At 60.0% G+C, this 21,700-nt stretch carries 25 protein-coding genes; 12 read left to right on the forward strand and 13 right to left on the reverse strand.

All coding sequences use genetic code 11. The features are described from left to right. Nucleotides 1-14: 14 nt before the first annotated feature. Nucleotides 15-782 (forward strand): alpha/beta fold hydrolase, encoded by a 768-nt coding sequence (locus tag ACQUQP_RS17760; protein WP_432696369.1) that lies wholly within the window; start codon nt 15-17, stop codon nt 780-782. On the opposite strand, the gene ACQUQP_RS17765 is transcribed toward ACQUQP_RS17760, so the two are convergent. From ACQUQP_RS17765 to bioB, 7 genes are all read right to left on the reverse strand, one after another. Beyond that, nucleotides 773-1,708 (reverse strand): putative metalloprotease CJM1_0395 family protein, encoded by a 936-nt coding sequence (locus tag ACQUQP_RS17765; protein WP_432696370.1) that lies wholly within the window; start codon nt 1,706-1,708, stop codon nt 773-775. The genes ACQUQP_RS17760 and ACQUQP_RS17765 overlap by 10 nt on opposite strands. A gap of 61 nt (nt 1,709-1,769) precedes the next feature. Continuing rightward, nucleotides 1,770-2,039: a hypothetical protein gene (locus tag ACQUQP_RS17770; RefSeq protein ID WP_432696371.1), complete on the reverse strand. Its 270-nt coding sequence runs from the start codon at nt 2,037-2,039 to the stop codon at nt 1,770-1,772. A 118-nt stretch (nt 2,040-2,157) separates the two neighbouring features. Further along, on the reverse strand, nt 2,158-2,850 hold the full coding sequence (bioD, locus tag ACQUQP_RS17775; RefSeq protein ID WP_432696372.1) for a dethiobiotin synthase: 693 nt from the start codon (nt 2,848-2,850) through the stop codon (nt 2,158-2,160). Beyond that, complete coding sequence (gene bioC, locus ACQUQP_RS17780) at nt 2,847-3,638, reverse strand: malonyl-ACP O-methyltransferase BioC (protein WP_432696373.1); 792 nt, start codon at nt 3,636-3,638, stop codon at nt 2,847-2,849. Before bioC ends, bioD begins: the two co-directional genes overlap by 4 nt. Beyond that, nucleotides 3,635-4,399, reverse strand: coding sequence for a pimeloyl-ACP methyl ester esterase BioH (gene bioH / locus ACQUQP_RS17785; RefSeq protein WP_432696374.1), 765 nt, complete (start codon nt 4,397-4,399; stop codon nt 3,635-3,637). Before bioH ends, bioC begins: the two co-directional genes overlap by 4 nt. Then, nucleotides 4,396-5,562 carry an 8-amino-7-oxononanoate synthase gene (bioF, locus tag ACQUQP_RS17790; RefSeq protein WP_432696375.1) on the reverse strand — a complete coding sequence of 389 codons (1,167 nt, stop codon included), beginning with the start codon at nt 5,560-5,562 and terminating at the stop codon, nt 4,396-4,398. Before bioF ends, bioH begins: the two co-directional genes overlap by 4 nt. Before the next feature lie 5 nt (nt 5,563-5,567). Continuing rightward, nucleotides 5,568-6,617, reverse strand: coding sequence for a biotin synthase BioB (gene bioB, locus ACQUQP_RS17795; RefSeq protein ID WP_432696376.1), 1,050 nt, complete (start codon nt 6,615-6,617; stop codon nt 5,568-5,570). 70 nt (nt 6,618-6,687) lie between these two features. Here bioB and ACQUQP_RS17800 point away from each other — a divergent pair, with 70 nt between their 5' ends. The 11 genes from ACQUQP_RS17800 (at nt 6,688) to ACQUQP_RS17850 (ending at nt 17,438) form a co-directional block, all read left to right on the forward strand. Continuing rightward, on the forward strand, nt 6,688-7,392 hold the full coding sequence (locus tag ACQUQP_RS17800) for a ComF family protein (RefSeq protein ID WP_432696377.1): 705 nt from the start codon (nt 6,688-6,690) through the stop codon (nt 7,390-7,392). Nucleotides 7,393-7,459: 67 nt separating this feature from the next. Then, a complete protein-coding gene (locus ACQUQP_RS17805) occupies nt 7,460-9,100 on the forward strand; it encodes a Na/Pi cotransporter family protein (protein ID WP_432696378.1) in 1,641 nt (546 codons plus the stop codon). Further along, nucleotides 9,097-9,843 carry a sulfite exporter TauE/SafE family protein gene (locus ACQUQP_RS17810; RefSeq protein WP_432696379.1) on the forward strand — a complete coding sequence of 249 codons (747 nt, stop codon included), beginning with the start codon at nt 9,097-9,099 and terminating at the stop codon, nt 9,841-9,843. Before ACQUQP_RS17805 ends, ACQUQP_RS17810 begins: the two co-directional genes overlap by 4 nt. Before the next feature lie 8 nt (nt 9,844-9,851). Beyond that, complete coding sequence (tsaA, locus tag ACQUQP_RS17815; protein ID WP_432696380.1) at nt 9,852-10,571, forward strand: tRNA (N6-threonylcarbamoyladenosine(37)-N6)-methyltransferase TrmO; 720 nt, start codon at nt 9,852-9,854, stop codon at nt 10,569-10,571. An 82-nt stretch (nt 10,572-10,653) separates the two neighbouring features. Continuing rightward, nucleotides 10,654-11,985: a DASH family cryptochrome gene (locus ACQUQP_RS17820; RefSeq protein ID WP_432696381.1), complete on the forward strand. Its 1,332-nt coding sequence runs from the start codon at nt 10,654-10,656 to the stop codon at nt 11,983-11,985. Further along, the gene (locus ACQUQP_RS17825) at nt 11,978-13,459 is read left to right on the forward strand and encodes an FAD-binding domain-containing protein (RefSeq protein WP_432696382.1); all 1,482 of its coding nucleotides are present in this window, start codon (nt 11,978-11,980) and stop codon (nt 13,457-13,459) included. The genes ACQUQP_RS17820 and ACQUQP_RS17825 overlap by 8 nt, the downstream gene beginning before the upstream one ends. After that, a complete protein-coding gene (locus ACQUQP_RS17830) occupies nt 13,380-13,619 on the forward strand; it encodes a DUF2256 domain-containing protein (protein ID WP_432696383.1) in 240 nt (79 codons plus the stop codon). The genes ACQUQP_RS17825 and ACQUQP_RS17830 overlap by 80 nt, the downstream gene beginning before the upstream one ends. Continuing rightward, entirely contained in the window at nt 13,616-15,217 is a 1,602-nt protein-coding gene (locus tag ACQUQP_RS17835; RefSeq protein WP_432696384.1) for a cryptochrome/photolyase family protein, read from the forward strand. Before ACQUQP_RS17830 ends, ACQUQP_RS17835 begins: the two co-directional genes overlap by 4 nt. 100 nt (nt 15,218-15,317) lie before the next feature. After that, nucleotides 15,318-15,539 carry a hypothetical protein gene (locus tag ACQUQP_RS17840; protein WP_432696385.1) on the forward strand — a complete coding sequence of 74 codons (222 nt, stop codon included), beginning with the start codon at nt 15,318-15,320 and terminating at the stop codon, nt 15,537-15,539. A 95-nt stretch (nt 15,540-15,634) separates the two neighbouring features. Then, nucleotides 15,635-16,924 carry an adenosylmethionine--8-amino-7-oxononanoate transaminase gene (gene bioA / locus ACQUQP_RS17845; protein WP_432696386.1) on the forward strand — a complete coding sequence of 430 codons (1,290 nt, stop codon included), beginning with the start codon at nt 15,635-15,637 and terminating at the stop codon, nt 16,922-16,924. Nucleotides 16,925-17,003: 79 nt separating this feature from the next. Beyond that, complete coding sequence (locus tag ACQUQP_RS17850; RefSeq protein WP_432696387.1) at nt 17,004-17,438, forward strand: acyl-CoA thioesterase; 435 nt, start codon at nt 17,004-17,006, stop codon at nt 17,436-17,438. Nucleotides 17,439-17,458: 20 nt separating this feature from the next. Here ACQUQP_RS17850 and dnaB read toward each other — a convergent pair whose 3' ends face one another. The 6 genes from dnaB to trpC all read right to left on the reverse strand — a co-directional run bounded on the left by dnaB (nt 17,459) and on the right by trpC (nt 21,698). Further along, nucleotides 17,459-18,784: a replicative DNA helicase gene (gene dnaB, locus ACQUQP_RS17855; RefSeq protein WP_432698716.1), complete on the reverse strand. Its 1,326-nt coding sequence runs from the start codon at nt 18,782-18,784 to the stop codon at nt 17,459-17,461. A 225-nt stretch (nt 18,785-19,009) separates the two neighbouring features. Further along, nucleotides 19,010-19,456 carry a 50S ribosomal protein L9 gene (gene rplI / locus ACQUQP_RS17860; RefSeq protein ID WP_432696388.1) on the reverse strand — a complete coding sequence of 149 codons (447 nt, stop codon included), beginning with the start codon at nt 19,454-19,456 and terminating at the stop codon, nt 19,010-19,012. A gap of 145 nt (nt 19,457-19,601) precedes the next feature. After that, the gene (rpsR, locus tag ACQUQP_RS17865) at nt 19,602-19,832 is read right to left on the reverse strand and encodes a 30S ribosomal protein S18 (protein ID WP_027852917.1); all 231 of its coding nucleotides are present in this window, start codon (nt 19,830-19,832) and stop codon (nt 19,602-19,604) included. Nucleotides 19,833-19,849: 17 nt separating this feature from the next. After that, complete coding sequence (rpsF, locus tag ACQUQP_RS17870; RefSeq protein WP_432696389.1) at nt 19,850-20,260, reverse strand: 30S ribosomal protein S6; 411 nt, start codon at nt 20,258-20,260, stop codon at nt 19,850-19,852. Nucleotides 20,261-20,460: 200 nt separating this feature from the next. Then, complete coding sequence (locus tag ACQUQP_RS17875; RefSeq protein ID WP_432698717.1) at nt 20,461-20,868, reverse strand: OsmC family protein; 408 nt, start codon at nt 20,866-20,868, stop codon at nt 20,461-20,463. Nucleotides 20,869-20,888: 20 nt separating this feature from the next. Then, nucleotides 20,889-21,698, reverse strand: a complete 810-nt coding sequence (gene trpC / locus ACQUQP_RS17880) for an indole-3-glycerol phosphate synthase TrpC (protein WP_432696390.1) — start codon at nt 21,696-21,698, stop codon at nt 20,889-20,891. Nucleotides 21,699-21,700 lie beyond the last annotated feature (2 nt).

The raw sequence follows: 21,700 nt of genomic DNA on the forward strand, positions 1-21,700 counted from the left end.
CAAGGAGAGGCCCTATGCAACTGAATTACCACCGTACCGGCCAGGGGCCTGCGCTGATCATTCTGCACGGTCTCTTCGGCACCTGGGAGAACTGGGGCGCGCAGATCAAGATGCTGTCAGGGCAGTACGATGTCATCGCCGCCGATCTGCGCAACCACGGCGCATCGCCCCACAGCGACAGGTTCAGTTATCACCTGATGGCCGAGGATATGATCGAGCTGATGGACAGCCTGCAGCTCGACCAGGTCATGCTGCTCGGTCACTCCATGGGCGGCAAGGTGGCGATGCAGCTGGCGATGGATCACCCCGAACGGGTGCAGAAGCTGATCGTGGCGGATATCGCACCGGTCACCTATGGCCGTCATCATGATGACGTCTTTCAGGGTCTGTTTAACGTCGAGCTGGATGGACTGAAGTCACGCTCCGCCGCCGACAAACAGCTTGCAGAGCATGTAGAGATTCCTGGTATCCGTGCCTTCCTGCTGAAAAACCTGCAGCGGGACGAGGCGGGCAATTTTGCCTGGAGGATGAACCTGGAGGCCCTGCACCGTGAATATCACGAAATATCAGCAGCCCCCAGGGAAGGACAATACGAAGGCCCGACTCTGTTTATCAAGGGTGGTGACTCAGACTACCTGAAACCCGAGCATGCCGATGCCATCAAGGCGCGCTTTCCCGGCGCGGGCTTCAAGATTATCGAGGGAACGGGGCACTGGCTCCACGCGGAAAAGCCGGCCGCCTTTAACCGTATTGTGGAAAAGTTTTTGAACGATCAGGCCTGATCGTTGATCACCGCACCGATATAGTAGTCAGGATTGAGTACACCCATATCGACCAGTTTCTGGTTGAACTCGCGCAGACGCTGGCTCAACTCCTCTCTCGATGCCTGGTATTCGGCCAGTCGCTGACTACGCGCTGCGTCCTGCTGCTGCAATGTATCAAAATACTCCCCAAGCCTGCCGGCCAGCGCATCGTGGCGCTCGCTAGCGTTGCCGGGCAGCTCAGACTCGGCTGCAGATATCCTAGACACAGCGCTTTCAGCGACAGGCGTCTGGACGGGTGCCGGACTCTGTACTGGAGCCGCTGCCTGATCAGACATTGTCTGTGCCTGCTCAGGCGCTTCCTCACCAGCGAGGGGGTTTTTAACCTCTTGCTGATCAATGGAAGCAAGTTCGGCCTGGGCCTCATTGATCACCTGACGGGCCGCCTGGGCTACGCGCCGATCCTGAGCGGAAGGCTCCGCCGGAGCAAGTGCGGCACTAGCCACCTGCCGCGCTCTCTCTATATCACGCTGAGGGTCGCCGCTTCTGCTCGGCATCTGTACGCTGACTTCGCCCCCAACGGCGTAAAGACGACCATCGGGGCCTTTCTCGTAGGTGTAGGAAGCAGCACCCGTCAGCGCCCCTCCGGCATTCTGATGCGCCTGCTCATGAGTGCGCACCTCACGATCCCGGGCGCTGAGCGCCTGAACAATTTGCTGATCCTGCAGATTCAGGTCTGCCTGCGTGGCCGAGGCGGTGCCACTGACCCGCTGACCGGTACTCAGATCAGAATCGCGGCTCTCAGCAGAGGAAGAAGTCGTAGAGGATAAATTGTTACCGGAAGGTGACGATTCTTTCGATTCAGGGTCGTCCGAGCCCCTGGTCTGCGTATTTTCCGAACCAGACCATCGTGAAAAGGAGTTGTACGAACTTATCGCCGTAATCATCCTGCTCACCTGAACTCAGTTGAACGAAATTTCTCTGTCAGTAGCCTGCGTCGTTGCGACCTCAGGCAAAGGTGTCCACGCTCTGTCCCAGCCTCAGCCCCAGCGCCTCGGACGCGTCGGCAGCCTCCTCAACGACCTGGGTAGTGGCCGCCGGTGCGCTGGCATCCACCACCGCTTCCTGCAGGCTGGGGTTCGCTGTCACGCCGGAAGCCTGCTCCGGTGACTCGGGCTGCCCACTGCCCTGCAGATCACTGGAAGCTCGCTGAACGCCATCGAGGCTGCGGTTGGTCGCATAAAGCGCCGCGTTCTGAGCTGTCAAACCATTGATCATTAACGCACCTGTGAATTGATCGCGCATCCAAACCATCGCCAACGGGTCGCCGACATTAACGGCCACCCGCCCTGATCTCCATCGCGGGTTCCAGTATAGCGCTAAAAACCCAGGGTGTTCACTTTTTAAACACACCTATGGCCCCAAGATCCAGATGCGAGGCAACCTGCTCTGCCGATGGGCTTTCCAGATGAGGCACCACGCCCAGAAGCGGCGCGCGCAACGCCCCTTTGAGGGTATCGATATTTTCCTGCAGTACCGCCATTTCCGGATCCACCACATTGGCTACCCAGCCGGCCAGCTGCAGGCCATCGCGGGAGATCGCCTCGGCGGTCAGCAGCGCATGACTGATACAGCCCAGCTTCATACCCACCACCAGTATCACCGGCAGCTCCATCAGCTGCGGGATGCGCGACAGCATTTCACGGCTGCTCAACGGCACACGCCAGCCACCGGCACCCTCCACCAGAGCAAAGTCGGCAGGCTGCATCAGTGCGCCACGGCAGTAGGCGGCGATACGATCGGCACTGAGACTGCGCCCTTCCCGCTGCGCCGCCACATGGGGTGCCATCGGCTCTGCCAGCGCAACGGGGTTAACCTGCTGATAGGCCAGCTTTACGCTGGCGGTCTGCAGCAGAATTTCCGCATCGCTGTTGCGCAGCCCTTCCCCCCGATCCTCGCAGCCGGCGGCAACAGGCTTCAGCCCAATGGTTCTCAGCCCCAGCTCATTGGCGTGGTGCAGCATCCCGGCGCTGACCAGCGTTTTGCCTGCATCGGTATCGGTTCCGGTAATGAAAAAGGTCTGTTTCACGACTGCGGTTTTCTCCAGTGACAGTAATAAAGTTCGTAACTCGCCGGCAGGCTCCCGGATGTCAGACGCATGCCTTCGTAAGCCTGGGTCAGGGTCTTCAGCCGCGTCCTGCTTGAGAGCCCCTGATGGTTGCGGGCATTGACGTTGTGGGCACCCAGCGCCTTGAGCTCATGCATCAGCTGGCCAAGTTTGCCATATTCGAGCACTCGGAGCTGCGTCTGCTGCTCCACCTGATGCAGCGATTTCGCGGCATCCTGGATCCGCGCCAGTGGCCAGAACTCATTCACATGACGGTCTGCATCCACCGCGGCCCAGGCCTGCTTCAATTCGGCCAGTGTGGCCGGCCCCAGCGTTGCCACAATCACCCGGCCGCCGGGCTTCAACACCCGCCTAAGCTCGGCGAACAGCAGCTCGGGACGCTCACACCACTGGATCGCCAGGCTGGAGAACACCAGATCAACGCTGTTATCGGCCAACGGGAGCTGCTCTGCATCACCGCAAACCTGACAATGCTGCGCAAGCTGATGCTGACCGCGGGCATAGGCAAGCATCCCTTCGGCCAGATCCAGACTCAGCAGCAGCGCCTGTGGATAGTGCGCCCTCAGTTTCGGCGAGGCGTAACCGGTGCCGCTGCCCAGATCCATCACCACCTCTGGCTCCATATCCGGCAGCCAGGTGAGCAACCTGTCGGCGGTATCACGCTGTAACCCGGCAACGCTGTCATAGGTCGCCGCCGCGCGGCTGAAAGAGCTGGCCACCAGCCGCTTGTCTCTAAGCATGGCGGTCATAGGCAGGTCCGCCTTGTCAGACTGGCCAGAGCCTCGTCAAAGTGCTCCGGTTCGCTAAGAAACGGAAGATGCGCCGAAGCCTCGAAACTCTGTACCTCGATAGCTGGATTGATCTGCACAACCGCATCCGCCAATGAAGCGGGGACCAGCTGATCATACCGCCCCAGCACCAGGCTTGCGGGCACCGAAAGCTCGGCCAGTTCAGCCCGCAGATCCTCGCGCAGCAGCTCAAGCGTGCCAGCCAGGTTGTCAGGCTCCGACTGAGCTATCACCTGTTTCAGCATTTTCAGCTCAGTGCGCGCACTCTGGCTGCCCTGGGTCTGCAGCATGGCGAAGCGGCCCAGGGTTTTAGCGGGCAAGTGCGCCACACCCTCGGCAAAGGCGTCGAACAGGGCGGGATCCATGGCGGGCTGCCAGCCTTCGCGCTGCACAAAACAGGGCGTTGCCGCTACCAGCATCAGTGCACTTAGCCGCGCCGGCTGCAGGCTGGCAACCTTCAATGCCAGTGCGCCGCCGAGAGACCAGCCGACCCAGATGGCCCGCTGCGGAGCCTGCGCCAACAGCGCAGTGGCCAGCGCATCGAGCGAGCCGGTATCCAGTGCCGGGGAACGGCCCAGGCCAGGAATATCGATCAGCGTCAGACGGTATTGCCGGCTTAACCTTTCCACCACCGGTGCCCAGATTGCGCTGGAGAGTCCCCAGCCATGCAGCAGCACCAGTTCCGGACCTGTACTCCCGTAGCGTTCAACATGCAGGCTCACGCCACACCTCCGCGCAACTCTTCAAGCGCCGCCAGCAGACGATCGACCTGCTGCTCGGTATGTGTCGCGCTCAGCGTCACTCTCAGCCGCGAGCTGCCAACCGGCACCGTGGGCGGACGGATCGCGGATACAAACAGTCCTCGGGCTTCCAGCCCCTCGCTGAGACGCATCGCCTCGGCGGCATCGCCAACAAGGATCGGCTGAATCGGCGTTTCCGAGGCCATCAGCTCATAACCCAGCTGCTGTGCACCACGGCGGAAACGCTGAATCAGTGACTGCAGTTTTTCCCGGCGCCAGCTCTCTTCGCGCACCAGTTTCAGGCTGGCGAGCGTAGCCCAGGCCACGGCCGGCGGCATGCTGGTGGTGTAGATATAACTGCGGGCAAACTGGATCAGCGTTTCGATCAGCGCTTCGCTGCCGGCGACAAACGCACCAGCTGTACCGAAGCCCTTACCCAGCGTACCCATCAGCACCGGCACATCGGACTGACTCAGGCCAAACTGCTCGACACAGCCAGCGCCTGTCTCACCCAGCACACCCATGCCGTGAGCATCGTCCACCATCAGCCAGCCACCAGCTTCGCGGGTGGTACGGGCCAGTGCAGGCAGATCCGCTATATCACCATCCATACTGAACACACCGTCGGTGACCACCAGCTTGCGACGGGCATCACTCTTTGCCAGACGCTGCTGCAGGCTTGCGGCGTCGTTGTGCAGGTAGCGCTGGAAACGGGCGCCGGAGAGCAGGCCGCCATCGAGCAGTGAGGCATGATTCAACCGGTCTTCGAAAACGGCATCCTGCTTGTCGAGCAGTGCATTGATAACACCGAGATTGGCCATATAGCCGGTGGAGAACAGTAGCGCGCGCGGCCGTCCCGTCCACTCAGCCAGCGCCTCTTCCAACTCATGATGAGCGCTGGAATGTCCCATCACGAGGTGGGATGCACCACCGCCGACCCCAAAGCGTTCGACGCCCTCGATCATCGCCTGCTTCAGGGCCGGGTGGTTAGCCAGACCCAGGTAGTCGTTGGAGCAGAACGCAAGGCAAGCCTGACCATCGACGCTGACCTCCGGCCCCTGGGGCGACTGCAGCAGCCGACGGCGGCGATAAAGGTGGGCATCACGGCGCTCCTGCAGCGCCACTTCCAGCTGATCGAAGGACATCGGGATCAGTTCACCGCGTCGTAGAACAGTGCATCGTCCTGGCGCGCCTGCAGGTTGCGGGCGATCGCCTCTTCCTGCTCGGCGTCGGTCTGCTCGATACGCTGTTCCACATTGATGCCCAGGCGCTTGAACAGCTGCAGATCGCGGTTGGTTTCCGGGTTCGGTGTGGTCAGCAGGCACTCGCCGTAGAAAATCGAGTTGGCGCCGGCGAAGAAGGTCATCGCCTGCATCTCATCGGACATCTGCTCGCGACCGGCTGAGAGACGCACATGGGATTTCGGCATCAGTATTCGCGCTACCGCGATATTGCGGACAAACTCCAGCGGGTCCAGGTCTTCGACATTTTCCAGCGGCGTGCCTTCCACTTTAACCAGCATATTGATCGGCACCGATTCCGGCTGCTGCGGCAGGTTGGCCAGCTGTTTGAGCAGGCCGATACGGTCGTTGGCGGTTTCGCCCATGCCAAGAATTCCGCCGCTGCAGATCTTCATCCCGGCATCGCGCACATGGCCCAGGGTATCGAGACGATCCTGGTAGGTGCGGGTGGTGATGATCTTGTCGTAGAACTCCGGCGAGGTATCCAGGTTGTGGTTGTAATAGTCCAGTCCGGCCTCGGCCAGCTGATCGGCCTGATGCTCTTTCAGCATCCCCAGGGTCATGCAGGTTTCCAGCCCCAGCTCCTTTACGCCTTTGACCATTTCCAGTACATAGGGCATGTCACGGTCAGTGGGGTGTTTCCAGGCTGCACCCATGCAGAAACGGGTGGAGCCCGCCGCCTTCGCCTGCTTCGCCTTGGCCAGCACGGCTTCCACTTCCATCAGGCGCTGCTTTTCCAGGCCGGTGTCGTAGTGCGCACTCTGCGGACAGTATTTGCAGTCTTCGGGGCAGGCGCCGGTCTTGATCGACAGCAGCGTGCTCACCTGCACCTCGTTCGGATCGAAATGCTGGCGATGCACCGTCTGGGCACGGAACAGCAGATCATTGAACGGCAGGTCGAACAGCGCCTGGATCTCCGCCTCTGTCCAGTCGTGGCGTACTTCAGCGTGGGTTTGCATTGGGTGTGGCTCCCCGGTTTGAATTGGCATTGGACGCAAATCATAAACAGACAGAAGGAACTGTCAACTTATGAAAAACAGCAAGGTCTACCTTAGATTATTTTTTAACCAACCCTGTTTTCTTTGCCGCCTGCATACTGCCGGCGCCAGCGGCCTGTGCGATGCCTGTCATGCCGACCTCCCCTGGCTGATCGGCTGCTGTCCCCGCTGCGCCGAACCGCGCTCGCCCCGAATCCCGCCCGATCAGCCCTGCGGTCGCTGCCAGACCTCGCCGCCCGGTTTCGACCGGGTGATCGCAGCCTTTGGCTATGCCTTTCCACTCAGCCAGATGATTCCCGGCATCAAGTACCACCGCCGCCCCGCTTTGCTGGGCGGGTTGGCCGCTACCCTGGCCGGGTTGCTGCAGGAGCGGATCGAAACCCCGCCCGATCTGTTGCTGCCGGTGCCGATGCACCCCTGGCAGGAATCCGTGCGTGGCTTCAACCAGGCTGCACTGCTGGCCAGCGAGCTGGGCAAACGACTCGATATCCCCGTCAGCCACAGCACTCTCAGGAAGGTCCGCAGAACCGGCCACCAGGCGGAACTGGATCGCCGGTCCCGCGCCATCAACCTCAGAGGCAGCTTTGCCTTGAGTGGTCGTGTGCCTGAGCGCGTTGCAATCGTTGACGACATCCTGACCACCGGCGCCACCGCCAATGAGCTGGCAAAACTGCTGAAAAAAGCGGGCTCGAACGAGGTCCAGGTATGGGTTCTGGCAAGAACGCCATCCAATTGATAAACGGTAATAAAAACAACATCTGGTAAACTGTCCGTCTGGACAGACTCGTTTGCGGAGCAGGGAAATGACACTAGAGATGATTGGCCAGTTGGTCGGTGGCATCGGCCTCTTTCTACTGGGGATGCAACTGATGACGGCGGGCCTTAAACAGGCCGCGGGACGCTCCCTGAAACAGGCGCTGGAGGCAGCCACCCGCTCCCGCCTTCGCGGTCTGCTCTCCGGCACACTGATCACGGCCGCGGTCCAGTCCTCCAGTGCGGTGACAGTGGCTACACTGGGCTTCGTAAACGCGGGCTTGCTGACACTGGGACAATCTATCGCGGTGATTTACGGCTGTAATATCGGCACCACCATGACCGGCTGGCTGGTGGCGTTGATCGGCTTCAAGATCAAGATCAGCGCCTTCGCGCTCCCGATGATTGGCGCCGGCATCGCCCTGCGCACGATCAGCAAAAACGGGCGTATGGGCCACATCGGTACGGCGGTTGCCGGTTTTGGCCTGTTCTTTATCGGCCTCGATTTCCTGCGCGCCAGCTTTGATGGCCTGTCGGAGAACATTCCGCTGGATAGCATCGGCCACGGCCCGCTGGCCCTGGCGATCTTTGTCGCCGCTGGTTTCCTGCTCACCTTCCTGATGCAGGCCTCCGCGGCCGTTATGGCCATCGCCCTGTCACTGGTCCACACCGGCTCCATTACCCTGTCTGCGGCCGCCGCACTGGTGATCGGCGCCAACGTCGGTACCACAACCACTGCACTGATCGCCGCCATCGGCGCCACTCCCAATGCCAAGCGCATCTCCGCCGCCCACGTAATTTTCAACCTGCTCACCGGCGCAGTGGGACTGATTTTCCTGATGCTGCTGGCGGGCTGGCTCGACCAGCTGGATGCCAGCCGGTTCGACCTGGTCAGCCTGCTGGCACTCTTCCACACCCTGTTCAACCTCACCGGTGTGGCGATGATCTGGCCGCTGACCGATCGCATGGAAAAGATGCTCAACAACCGTTTCCGCAGCCTGGAGGAGAACGAGGCGCGCCCACGCCATCTGGATAAGAACATCATCACCACTCCCTCTCTCGCGGTGGAGGCGATGAACCAGGAACTGGCCCGCGTCAGTCGGCACTGCACCCGCCTGACCAAGGAGGCACTGAGCGCCGAAAGCGCCTCCCGGGATAAGATCGAAGCCGAGGCCCAGGGTATCTACCAGCTGGTCGGCAAAATTGCCGAGTTCAACCAGGAACTGGCGCGGCAGAACCTGAACCCGGAGATCAGCGAGACGCTGCCGATCTCCCTGCGCGTGGCGCGCTATTTCAGTGAAATGGCCCGCCTGAGTGCTGCCCTGCCGGAGTACTATCCACAGTTCGATGCCATTCAGGATGCCAGCGTCAAGAACAGCCTGTTCGAGTTCAAGCAGGCGATCATCCGCCTGGTCGACCTGGCCGAGATCCGTGAAGACAGCAGCAGCCAGGGTTATCAGACCCATCAGCTGATGCGCGAAGTAAAGGGGATCTACCAACAGCTGAAGAGCCTGCTGCTGGAGCAGGCGGTCAGTGGGCGCATGGACAACACCGAGAGCATGTCTCTGCTGGATGCGATCAGCCAGCTGCAGCGCCTGGCCGAGCAGGCGGAAAAAGCCTCCAGCCACTGGAGCTCAACACTGCCGGTTCAGGACCGCAGCCACCTGCACAAGGAACCTGAACACGCATGATCACCGATCCCTGGTTTTACCTCGCCGCCGTGCCGGCAATACTTATTGTCGGCATTTCCAAGGGTGGCTTCGGTGGTGGTCTGGGTCTGCTCGCCGTACCGATGATGTCACTGGTGATCAGTCCGGTGCAGGCAGCGGCGATCATGCTGCCGATTCTCTGCCTGATGGATCTGGTAGGGCTCTGGAGCTTTCGCGGCAAGGGCGACTTCAGCCTGCTGAAAGTGCTGATCCCGGCCTCACTGGTCGGCATTATCGTCGGCGCGCTGAGCTTCAGCTATCTCAGCGAGCGCAGCCTGCAATTCATCGTCGGCAGCATCGCCGTGCTGTTTACACTGAATTACTGGCTGAGGCCGGCGCGGCGGGAAGCGAAAGAGCCCAGCCTGGCCCGCGGCAGTTTCTGGGGCTGGGTGACCGGCTTCACCAGCTTCAGCGTCCACGCCGGCGGACCGCCACTGAATATCTACCTGTTGCCGCTGCAGCTGGATAAGAGCATCTATATCGGCACCACGATCATCATGTTCGCAGCGATCAATTATCTGAAAGTGATACCTTATGCCCTGCTCGGGCAGTTCAGTCTGGCCAACCTCAGCACCGCCGCCGTGCTGGCGGTACTGGCACCGGTGGGGGTGCGGCTCGGTTACTGGATGCACCACCGCATCGACGAGAAGTGGTTCTACCGCATCTGTTTCATCTTTCTGTTTGTCACCGGCAGCAAGCTGCTGTTCGACGCCCTGATTGGCTGAGGAAACCCATGAGCACCCCGATCAATTTTGAGCCCATCGGCGTGATCCACAGCGCTTTTGACGAGAAGTTCGGTATCCCACGCCAGCCGGGGCTGACCCCCTCGCTGAGTGCAACCATCGAGCTCTACCCGCCCTTTGCTTCACTGGAAGCGGTACGCGGGTTGGAGCAGGCCAGCCATATCTGGCTGATCTTTCTGTTCAGCGCCACCGCCGAGCAGGGCTGGAAGCCACTGGTACGACCGCCACGTCTCGGCGGCAACAAACGCCTCGGCGTGTTTGCCTCCCGCTCGCCGTTTCGCCCCAATCCCATCGGCCTTTCCCCCGTGCAGTTGAACGGCATTCGCCAGGACGGGGACCGCATCCTGCTCGACGTGGCCGGCGCGGATCTGCTCGACGGCACGCCGATTCTCGATATCAAACCCTACCTGCCCTACGCCGATATTATCCCCGAGGCTCAGTTTGCACTGGCGGAAAAGATCGAAACCCTGGACCTGCCGATACACTGGAGCGAGCAGGCGCAACAGGCGATCAACGAGCAGAGTCGACTCAAGCAGCAGCCGCTGACGACACAGATAGAGGAGCTGCTGCGCTGCGATCCGAGACCCGCCTACCAGCGCGACCCCGAGCGCGAGTACGGGGTCAGCCTGCACCAGCTCAATATCCGCTTCCGCATCAGCGACGAGTCGATCCACGTGCTCAGCATCACAGCGGCGGCCACACTGCTGTAACCGCCGCAATGCTGGTCCAGCCTCGCGAATGATCTACTCTGACCTCCCGGCACGTAACTGCTTAGGCTTCCGGGAGATCAAGATGACCACGACGCTGTACCGCTTCACTAACGACCTGCGACTGACCGATAACGCCGCGCTGGCACAGGCAGCCAGCCTGTCCGACACACTGATCTGCGTTTACTGCGTAAACCCTGGCTGGTTTCGCATGGGCAGATATCAGTCGCGCCCCCTGGGTGAGCATCGCTGGCGCTTTCTGTACCAGTCTCTGCGCGATCTCGACCGCCACCTGGAAGCGCTGGGACAGCGCCTGCTGGTACTTTTCGACCAGCCAGAAGCCAGCCTGCGCAGATTGTGCTCGGCGCTCAACGTGGATCTGCTGCTACAGAGCCATCCCAGCTGCTTCGACGAGCTGACGGAGTGGGACCGGCTGGAGTTTCCCGGCGTTCACAAAAGACTGATCTGGACCCATACACTGTTCACCCCGGACCACCTGCCGTTTCCGGTCGAACAGCTGCCGAGTTATTTCACCGCCTTTCGCAAAGAGGTGGAGCCGCTAACTGTTCCCGACACTCTGTCCCCACCGGGACGCCTGCTGCCGCCGCCACCACTCACTCTGCCGTTCTCGGACTGGAATCAACTACCGGATGCATCCAGAGGCGGAAGCGACCTGAGCGGTGGCAGCGAAGGCGCCGCGGCGAGGCTGGATTACTACTTTTCAACGCGTCTTCCGCACAGCTACAAGGCGACACGCAATGCGCTTCAAGGCGGCGATAACAGCACCGGCTTCAGCCCCTGGCTGGCCAACGGTGCGCTGTCACCACGACAGATTTCAACAGCCCTGTACCAGTATGAAACCCGGCACGGCGCCAGCGAATCCTCCCGCTGGATCTACGTTGAGCTGCTCTGGCGGGAATACTTTCACTGGTATGCCTACAAACAGGGTTCACAGCTGTTCCAGTTCCGCGGCATCAAGACGCAACCGCCACTGACCACCTTCTACCCGGCGCGCTTTCGCAAATGGACCCAGGGCAGCACGCCAAGCCCCCTGGTAAACGCCTGCATGAACGAGCTTCGCGAAACCGGCTGGCTCTCCAACCGCGGCAGGCAGCTCGCCGCCAGCTACCTGGTCAATGAGCTCGGTGTGGACTGGCGCTACGGCGCCGCCTGGTTCGAACAGCAACTGGTGGACTACGACCCGGCGGCAAACTGGGGTAACTGGCAGTATATCGCCGGGGTCGGCGCCGATCCGCGCGGCGGCCGCCATTTCGATATCGAATGGCAGGGGCGCCAGTACGATCCCGATGGCCAATATGTGCAACGCTGGACAGATAATCAGCCGGCACTGCCACTGGACAGCGTCGACTGTGCGGACTGGCCAATTAGCCTCGACGGGAATCAGCGGCGTGAGTGACCGCCCGCCGATCCAGATCGTCTGGTTCAAGCGCGACCTGCGCCTGAGCGATCACCAGCCCCTGGTTGAAGCCATATCGACCGGCCTGCCAACGCTGCTGCTCTATGTGCTGGAAACAGGGACCGACCTGGATCCTCATCTGAGCGGTCGTCACTGGCGCTTTATCCGTCAGTCCCTGGAGGCGATGGATCAGCAGCTTCGTCCCTTCGATGCCCGCATCAGCATTCAGTGCGGCACCCTGCCCGACATCCTGGCGCAAATTTCGACGTGCTACCGGATAACGACCCTGTTCAGCCATGAGGAGACCGGGACGGATATCAGCTTCCAGCGAGATCGAAGGGTCTCGCAGTGGTGTCGGCAACAGGGGATCAACTGGCGGGAGTTTCCAACCGGCGCGGTGATCCGCGGTTTAAACACACGGGATGACTGGGACGCGCACTGGTACCGGGTGATGCGCGCGCCACTCGCCGAGCCCGACCTGCACCGGCTGATACCCGTTTACCTGGAGCCGTTGTCCCAACTGATCTGGCCCCAGGCTAGCACTGAGGATTCTCTGCAGTTCCAGCGCGGCGGCGAACGACAGGCCAACGCGGTGATGGAGAGCTTTCTGACCGACCGTGGCCTGTCCTACCGCTATTCGCTCTCAAGCCCGGAAAGGAGCCGCGAACACTGCTCCCGACTCTCGCCCTACCTGGCCTGGGGCAACCTGAGCCTGCGCCAGGTGTACCGGCAGACCTGCCGGCAGCGCCACCAGCGAGAGTGGAGCGACAGCCTGCGCGCTTTTAGCTCCAGGCTGCACTGGCACTGCCACTTTATCCAGAAGTTCGAAAGCGAGTGCGAGATGGAGTTTCGCCCGGTCAACCGAGCCTATGAACAGCTGCCCTATCGACAGGATGCACGGGTAGAACAGGACCTCGCCGCCTGGCTTGCCGGGAGAACCGGCTTCCCGCTGGTGGATGCCTGTATGCGCGCGCTGCACGCCACGGGCTATATCAACTTTCGGATGCGGGCGATGCTGGTCAGCTTTCTCTGCCATCACCTGAATATCGACTGGCGACTCTGCACCCGGCCTCTGGCAAGACTCTTTCTGGACTACGAACCCGGTATCCACTACCCGCAGATACAGATGCAGGCGGGCGTCACCGGCACCAACACCATTCGCATCTATAACCCGCTCAAGCAATCCAGAGAGCAGGACCCAGAGGCCCGTTTTATTCGCCAATGGGTGCCGGAACTGCGGGATATCCCTACCGACCTTATCCACCAGCCCTGGTCCGCCGGTCCGCTGGAGCGACAGATGCTCGGACTGGAGCGCTACCCGGAGGCGATCATCGATCTGGAAAGCGCCAGCGCCGCAGCCCGTGAGCGGCTCTGGCGCTGGCGGGAACGGCAGGATGTGCGCAGCGAAGCCGAGCGTATTCTCAAGCGCCACGTGCGACCGCCCGGCGAGGATAGACAGGCCCGTGCACGCTAAGCCGCATCTACCCAGTAAGATCTGCCCGGTCTGTCAGCGTCCGTTCAACTGGCGTAAAAAATGGGCCAGGGACTGGGATTCGGTGATCTACTGTTCAGAACGTTGCCGACGCACAAAGAGCCGACCTATGAATGACAACCCGCCAGGAAGCGAAACATGACGCATTCCACAACAGATTCGACACCAGGTTCGAACTCCGAGGCTGAGAGCAACTCCACTACCCTCCGTCTGATCCTCGGCGATCAACTGAATGCCTCTCACAGCTGGTTCCGGGAAAAGAACCCACACTGCATCTACCTGATCGCCGAACTGAAACAGGAAACCGGCTACGTGCGTCACCATGTGCAGAAGGTCTGCGCGTTTTTTCTGGCTATGCAGGCATTCGCCTGCGCACTTGAGAAAGCGGGTCACCGGGTGATTCACCTGACGCTGGACGACACCGCCCACTGCACCAACCTGCCGCAGCTGCTCGACCAGGTTATTGCCGATTACGCGATCACAGCGTTCGAGTTCCAACGGCCCGACGAATACCGTCTGCTGGAGCAGCTGCGCACCTATGCCGCCGATCTCGACCTGCCCAGCCGGGAGGTGGATACCGAGCACTTCCTGCTTCCGTTCGAAGAACTTCCAAAAGAGTTCAAGGCGGGTACGGCGCATCGCATGGAGGCGTTCTATCGGCGTATGCGCAAACGGCACGACATCCTGCTGGATAACGGCAAACCGGCGGGGGGCCAGTGGAACTTCGACAAGGAGAATCGCGAGTCACTCAAGGCCGATGATCTGGACCTGCTGCCCCAACCGCTGCTGTTTGCCAATGCTGCCGGCGAGGTTCTTGAACGACTGGAGCGCCACCGGATCGATACATTTGGCCAGGCGCAGCAGCAACTGATCTGGCCAATCACTCGCAGCCAGTCACGACAACTGCTGGATTACTTCTGTGAGCATCTGCTGCCCAACTTCGGCCGTTTTCAGGACGCCATGACCCGACAAACCGGGCAGCGCTGGAGTCTTTACCACTCGCGACTGTCGTTTGCACTGAATGCAAAAATCCTTCATCCACGGCAGGTGATCGACAAAGCGATAGCGGCCTGGAAAGCCGACCCGCAGCGCATTTCCCTGGCGCAGCTGGAGGGTTTCGTGCGCCAGATACTGGGCTGGCGGGAGTTCGTGCGCGGTATTTACTGGGCTAATATGCCAGGCTATGAGCAGCTCAATGCGCTTGACGCCCGGGGCAAGCTGCCCGGCTACTTCTGGAACGGCGATACCCGTATGCGCTGTCTGCGTGAATCGATCGGACAGTCGCTGGAATACGCCTACGCCCACCATATCCAGCGCCTGATGGTGATCGGTAACTTCTGCCTGATCGCAGGCCTGGACCCGGACGCTGTGGATAACTGGTATCTCGGTGTTTACGTCGATGCGATCCAGTGGGTCGAGCTGCCCAACACCCGCGGCATGAGCCAGTTCGCCGACGCAGGCCTTCTGGCCAGCAAGGCTTATGCTGGCTCCGGCCAGTACATAGCCCGCATGAGTGATTACTGCAAGGAGTGCCATTATAAAGTCAGCCAGCGCTCCGGCCCCCGCAGCTGTCCGTTCAACAGCCTCTACTGGCATTTCATGCTCAGGCACCGCGAACGCTTTGAAGCCAATCCCCGCGTCGCAATGATTTACCGCAACTGGGAGCGCCAGGACGATGCAACCCGCGCTGCGATCCTCACCCAGGCCCAGGATTACCTGGCGCAACTGGAGCAGCTTTAGGGGCGGAAAACAGGCACCGAAGAGTTGTTTAATTTTTCACCGGCAGAGAACAGTGGAAGGTCTACACTTGTTAGTTGTCCATTAATACGGAGACCTTTCCATGTCGCACAAGAAAACCGTTTTCAAGGAAACTCACCAATCCATTGCCGAGCAGACCCGCTCCTACCTGAAGTCCGGCGGCAAAATCCAGCAGGTACCTGCAGGTTATACCGGTGAGGCAAAACTCACCGACAGGCAGCACCACTTTCTCGCGCCCTCTTCGGATCTGCATCCGGCCAACCCCAAAAAGCCAGGCCACAAACCGCACCGAAGAGTCCATTAAACCCGACGTTCAACCCACAGTGTTTGAGAAAGCCCCTGTGTTACACTGCCCGCCTCCAGATACCCAGCGTCCCCGCTTTTTTCACCGGAGGTAGTATGAGCATCAACGAAGAGCAGCTGGCCTTTGACCAGGCCCATATCTGGCACCCCTACTCCTCGATGATCAATCCGCCGCCGATGACGCCGGTGGAATCCGCCTCCGGCGTACGTTTGAAACTCAGTGACGGACGCGAACTGATCGACGGCATGGCCTCCTGGTGGTCGGCGATCCACGGCTACAGCCACCCGCGTCTGAACGCCGCCGCCCATGGCCAGATCGACAAAATGTCCCATGTGATGTTTGGTGGCATTACCCACGAGCCGGCCATTGAGCTGTCTCGCAAGCTGGTGGCGATGACGCCGGCAGGACTGGACCGCGTCTTTCTTGCCGACTCGGGCTCGGTATCCGCCGAAGTCAGCATGAAGATGGCGATCCAGTACTGGCACGCCCGCGGTAAACCGGGCAAGCACCGGATGCTGTCCCTGCGTAACGGTTATCACGGCGACACCTTCGGCGCCATGTCGGTGTGCGACCCGGTCACCGGCATGCATGAGCTGTTCAGCGGGGTGCTGGCCCAGCAGTTCTTTATTCCGCGCCCGGAAAGCCGCTTCGGTCAGCCGCTGCTCGATGGCGACCTGGAGCCCCTGGAAGCGATGCTCAGCGAGCACGCCGACGAGATCGCTGCACTGATCCTCGAGCCTGTGGTTCAGGGTGCCGGCGGCATGTATTTCTATTCGCCGGAGTGGCTCAAGGGCGCCCGCGCGCTTTGCGACCGCTATGACGTCCTGATGATTGCCGACGAGATCGCCACCGGATTCGGTCGCACCGGCAAGCTGTTTGCCTGCGAACACGCCGGTATCAGCCCGGATATTATCTGCCTGGGCAAAGCCCTGACCGGCGGCTACATGACCCTGGCGGCAACACTGACCACCGCCCATATCGGCGAAACCATCTCCAAAGGCGGCGCCGGCTGCTTCATGCATGGCCCCACCTTTATGGGTAACCCGCTGGCCTGCGCCGTCGCCAACGAAAGCCTGACGCTGCTGCAGGAACAGGACTGGCAGGCCGAGGTTCAACGTATCGAGGGGCAGCTCAAGGAGCGGCTCGCACCAGCGGCTGAACTGAGCAACGTGGCCGAGGTCCGCGCACTGGGCGCGATCGGTGTGGTGGAGTTGCACCAGGGCGTATCCCTGGCCGAGATCCAGCCGCTGTTTGTCGACGCCGGTGTCTGGGTGCGTCCGTTCGGCAAGCTGGTTTACGTGATGCCGCCCTATGTGATGAGCAACGCTGACCTGGCCACCCTGTGCAGCGCCATTATCGACGTGCTCGGCCAGCTGGAAAATTAACCGCTCAGCCCTGTCCCTCTGAGCGGTTTTTGAACTAGGATAAGGCTCATAAGAATAGAATATTCAGGGAGTTGTATTCATGGCACGCATTCGCATCGAGATGCCGGAAAACTATCTATTCAGTACCGAAATCCCACTCAGAATCAGCGATATCAATTACGGCGGGCACCTCGGTAACGACGCCGTCCTGTCGATTATCCACGAGGCGAGAGTCCGTTTCTTGAAGCAGTATCACTACACGGAAATGGATGTGGAGGGCGCCAGCCTGATCATGTCAGATACGGCGATCGTGTATAAGGCGGAGGGGTTCTACGGCGATCATATTCAGGTCGATGTCACCGTGGGTGATTTCAACAAGTACGGCTGCGATATCTATTATCTGCTGACCAACAAGAAGACCGCCGTAGAGGTCGCACATGCCAAGACAGGTGTCGTCTTCTTCGACTATGACGCCCGCAAGGTACGCCCGATACCGGATGCATTCCGCTCGCAGATGCTGAAAATCACCAGCTAAGCCCAGACCTGCGCCCGGACTTACTCGTCCGGGCCGTAATCGTAACCGTGTGCCAGGTTTTCAAAGCGGGTGTACTTACCGATAAACGCCAGTCGCGTGGTGCCGATAGGACCGTTACGCTGCTTACCGATAATAATCTCGGCCACGCCTTTCTCCTGACTGTCCTCGTTATAGACCTCATCACGGTAGATAAACATGATGACGTCGGCGTCCTGCTCGATGGCGCCGGATTCACGCAGATCCGAGTTAACCGGGCGTTTGTTGGGGCGCTGCTCAAGGGAGCGGTTAAGCTGCGACAGCGCCACTACCGGGCACTCCATCTCTTTCGCCAGCGCCTTCAATGAGCGGGAGATCTCCGAGATCTCCTGGGTACGGCCTTCGTTCTTGCCGTTTTTCATCGACATCAGCTGAAGATAATCGATCATTATCATGCCAAGCTCGCCGTGCTCACGGACGATACGACGGGCGCGGGCGCGCATCTCGTTGGGGCTGATACCGGCCTGATCATCGATGTAGAGCGGCTTGTTCTTGAGCATATTGACCGCTGCGGTCAGGCGCGGCCAGTCATCCTCTTCCAGCTGACCGTTACGCACCTTGGTCTGATCGATACGACCCAGCGATGACAGCATACGCGAGACAAGCTGGTCCGCCGGCATCTCGAGACTGAAAACCAGCACCGGCTTGTCGGTGCCCATCAACGCGTTCTCCACCAGGTTCATGGAGAAAGTGGTCTTACCCATGGAGGGACGTGCTGCGACGATAATCAGATCGGACGGTTGCAGACCGCCGGTACGCGCATCCAGATCGTCAAAACCGGTGGTGGTGCCGGTGAGCGCGTCAGAGTTGTTGAACAGGGTATCGATGCGATCCACAGCCCGCTTCAGCAGCGGATTGATCGGCTCGGGTCCGCCCTGATTGGGCCGACTCTCGGCGATCTCAAAGATCTTCTGCTCCGCCTCGTTGAGAATCTCGTCCGAGGCCCGCCCCTGGGGCTGAAACGCACTGTCGGCGATCTCGTTGGCGACCGAGATCATCTGCCGCAGCAGCGCGCGGTCACGCACGATCTCGGAATAGGCGCGAATGTTCGAGGCACTGGGGGTGTTACGCGCCAGGGACACCAGGTACTCGAGCCCGCCCGCCTGCTCCAGCTCGCCGATACGGTCCAGCTCTTCCGACAGGGTCACCACATCGATGGGACGGCTGTCATCGATCAGCTTCTGCATGGTGCGGTAGATCGAACGGTGATTACCGCTATAAAAATGCTGCTCGAGCACCACCTCGGACACGGTGTCCCAAGCGTTGTTATCCAGCATCAGGCCGCCCAGCACGGACTGCTCGGCCTCCATTGAGTAAGGCGGTACTTTGGCGCCTTCAAACGCCTCGTCGGTCTGTTCCGCGATATCCACTACTACCTGTCTCGCATCATGGGGAGTCTGAAAGGAGTCTAGTCTAAAGGCTCTTTTACTGACTAAAAAGAGCCGACCCGGATTGTCCGTCACCGGGCCATATTTCGGGCATAAAAAACGCCGCAATCCCGAAGGATGCGGCGTTTTCTCAAGCGTTAGCGCAACTTATTCAGCGACAACAGTCAGCTTCATGTTTGCGATAACTTCCGGGTGCAGCTGCAGAGCAACGTCGAATTCGCCAACGGTGCGGATAACACCAGCCGGCAGACGAACTTCGCTCTTTTCTACAGCGATACCGGCTTCGGAGATCGCATCAGCGATATCACGAGTACCGATAGAACCGAACAGCTTGCCTTCGTCACCAGCTTTGGCGACAACGGACAGCTCCAGATCGTTGAACTGATCAGCGCGAGCCTGAGCAGCAGTCAGCTTTTCAGCTTCAGCCTGTTCCAGCTCTGCACGACGCTCTTCGAAACGTGCTACGTTGCCTTCGGTAGCCGGTACGGCTTTGCCCTGCGGGATCAGGAAGTTGCGGCCGAAACCACCCTTTACTGAAACCTTGTCGCCAAGCTGACCCAGCTTGCCGATGCTCTCGAGCAGAATTACTTCCATCTCGTTAACCTCATCATATCTGCAGCCGTGGCTGCAGGTTTAATTCCTATCCGGTTGACGGGACTGCCCCGTCTCACCTCTAACCTTTCATCCGTACAGCGGCATGAGCCGCCATACGCAGGGTTCCGGTCGGGCCGGAACGGCCTTAGATGTCGTGGCTGTCAGTGTACGGCAGCAGAGCCACGTAACGCGCACGCTTGATAGCGGTGGCCAGCTGACGCTGGTAACGCGCTTTGGTACCGGTGATGCGGCTCGGAACGATTTTGCCAGTTTCGGTGATGTAGCCTTTCAGGGTATCGAGATCCTTGTAGTCGATCTCTTTAACGCCTTCAGCGGTGAAACGGCAGAACTTGCGACGACGGAAAAAACGTGCCATCTGAACTCTCCTTTAAATTACTCTTCTGAAGCGGCTTCAGCGTTCTGTTCAGCAGGTTTTTCCTGCTTCTCGGAGCGCTCTTCGCGACGCGGTTTACGATCTTCGCGTGCTTCAGCAGCTTTGATCGGAGAAGGTTCAGTGATTGCTTCTTTACAACGGATAACCATGTTACGCAGCACGGCGTCGTTGTAACGGAACAGGTTAGCCAGTTCGTCCAGCTCTTCCTGACCACATTCAACGTTCATCAGCACGTAGTGTGCCTTGTGAACATTGTTGATCGGGTAAGCCAGCTGACGGCGGCCCCAGTCTTCCAGGCGATGGATCTGACCGTTAGCACCTTCGATGAGGGCTTTGTAACGCTCGATCATAGCCGGAACCTGCTCGCTCTGGTTCGGGTGAACCAGAAAGACGATTTCGTAATGACGCATTATTGCTCCTTACGGGTTAGTAGCCTTCGCATCAGACAGCGCCGCAGTTCATAAACAGCCATGAACAGAGGCGTATTGCCGGCCGACCGAAAGCAAGGAGTTAAGTATTAACAGTATATGCCGAAAATATCGGACGCGAAATCATACCCGCCGCCAAGCCAGATTACAAGCCAGGCGGCGGACAGGTCGCCGGGCGGGGATTATTCCGCTTCGATGATCTCGAAGCTGTGGCTGATCTCGACACCGCCCTTCTCCAGCATCAGCGATGCGGAGCAGTACTGCTCGGCAGAGAGTTTGACGGCACGCTCGACAGCGGCCGGTTTGAGCTTGCGGCCGGTCACAACGAACTTGACGTGGATCTTGGAAAACACGGACGGCACGGTATCCGCCCGCTCGGCCTCGATCTGCGCTACGCAATCGGTCACATCCTGGCGCGCCTTGCGCAGAATGCTCATCACATCGACGCTGGTACAACCGCCAAGACCGGCCAGCAGCAACTCCATGGGGCGCGGGCCCTGCTTCAGGTCGCGATCGATCATGACATCGAAACCGGAATCGGTTGTCGCGTTGAAGCGCTCGTCACCGTCCCAGCGTACATTGACGTTCATCGTCATTTTTTCGCTTTTCCTCAGTTAAACAGTTCAGCCAGTTTCTGGCCCGGTTCCGGCGCACGCATAAATGCCTCGCCCACCAGGAAGGCATTAACGCCGTGCTCACGCATAGCGGCCACATCATCCGGTGCCAGAATGCCGCTCTCGGTGACCACCAGCCGATCGGACGGAATCTTATCCAGCATACGGAAGGTGTGGTCCAGGGAAACCTCGAAAGTGTGCAGGTCACGGTTGTTGATGCCGACCAGCTTGTTCCCCAGCGGCAACGAGCGCTCAAGCTCTGCTTCGTTATGCACTTCGATCAGCACATCCATACCCAGCGACAGCGACAGCGCATTCAGCTCCGCCAGCTTCTGATCGCTCAGTGCGGCCACAATCAACAGGATACAGTCAGCGCCGATCGCGCGAGCCTCATACACCTGGTAAGGCTCGACGATAAAGTCCTTGCGAATCACCGGCAGGTTGCAGGCCGCCCGGGCTTCCATCAGGTACTCATCGTGTCCCTGGAAGAAATCCACATCGGTCAGCACCGACAGGCAGCTGGCACCACCCTGGGCGTAGGAGCGAGCAATCTCCGCCGGGTGGAAGGGGTCACGAATCACGCCCTTGGAGGGGCTGGCCTTCTTGATCTCGGCGATCACCGCGGAGCGGCCTTCATCGAGCGCCCGCTGCATACTGGCGACAAAGCCGCGCGGATCCGCCTCGGTCCCCTGCTGCGCCTTAATCCGGTCGGTCAGTTGCTGAACGGATACTTTCGCGGAACGCTCTTCTATCTCTTCATGCTTGCGCGCGATGATCTTCTTCAGCACCGTAGGAGTATCGGTCATCG

The sequence above is a fragment of the Marinobacterium sp. YM272 genome (assembly GCF_050908845.1).
In the GTDB taxonomy this organism is placed as follows: domain Bacteria; phylum Pseudomonadota; class Gammaproteobacteria; order Pseudomonadales; family Balneatricaceae; genus Marinobacterium_D.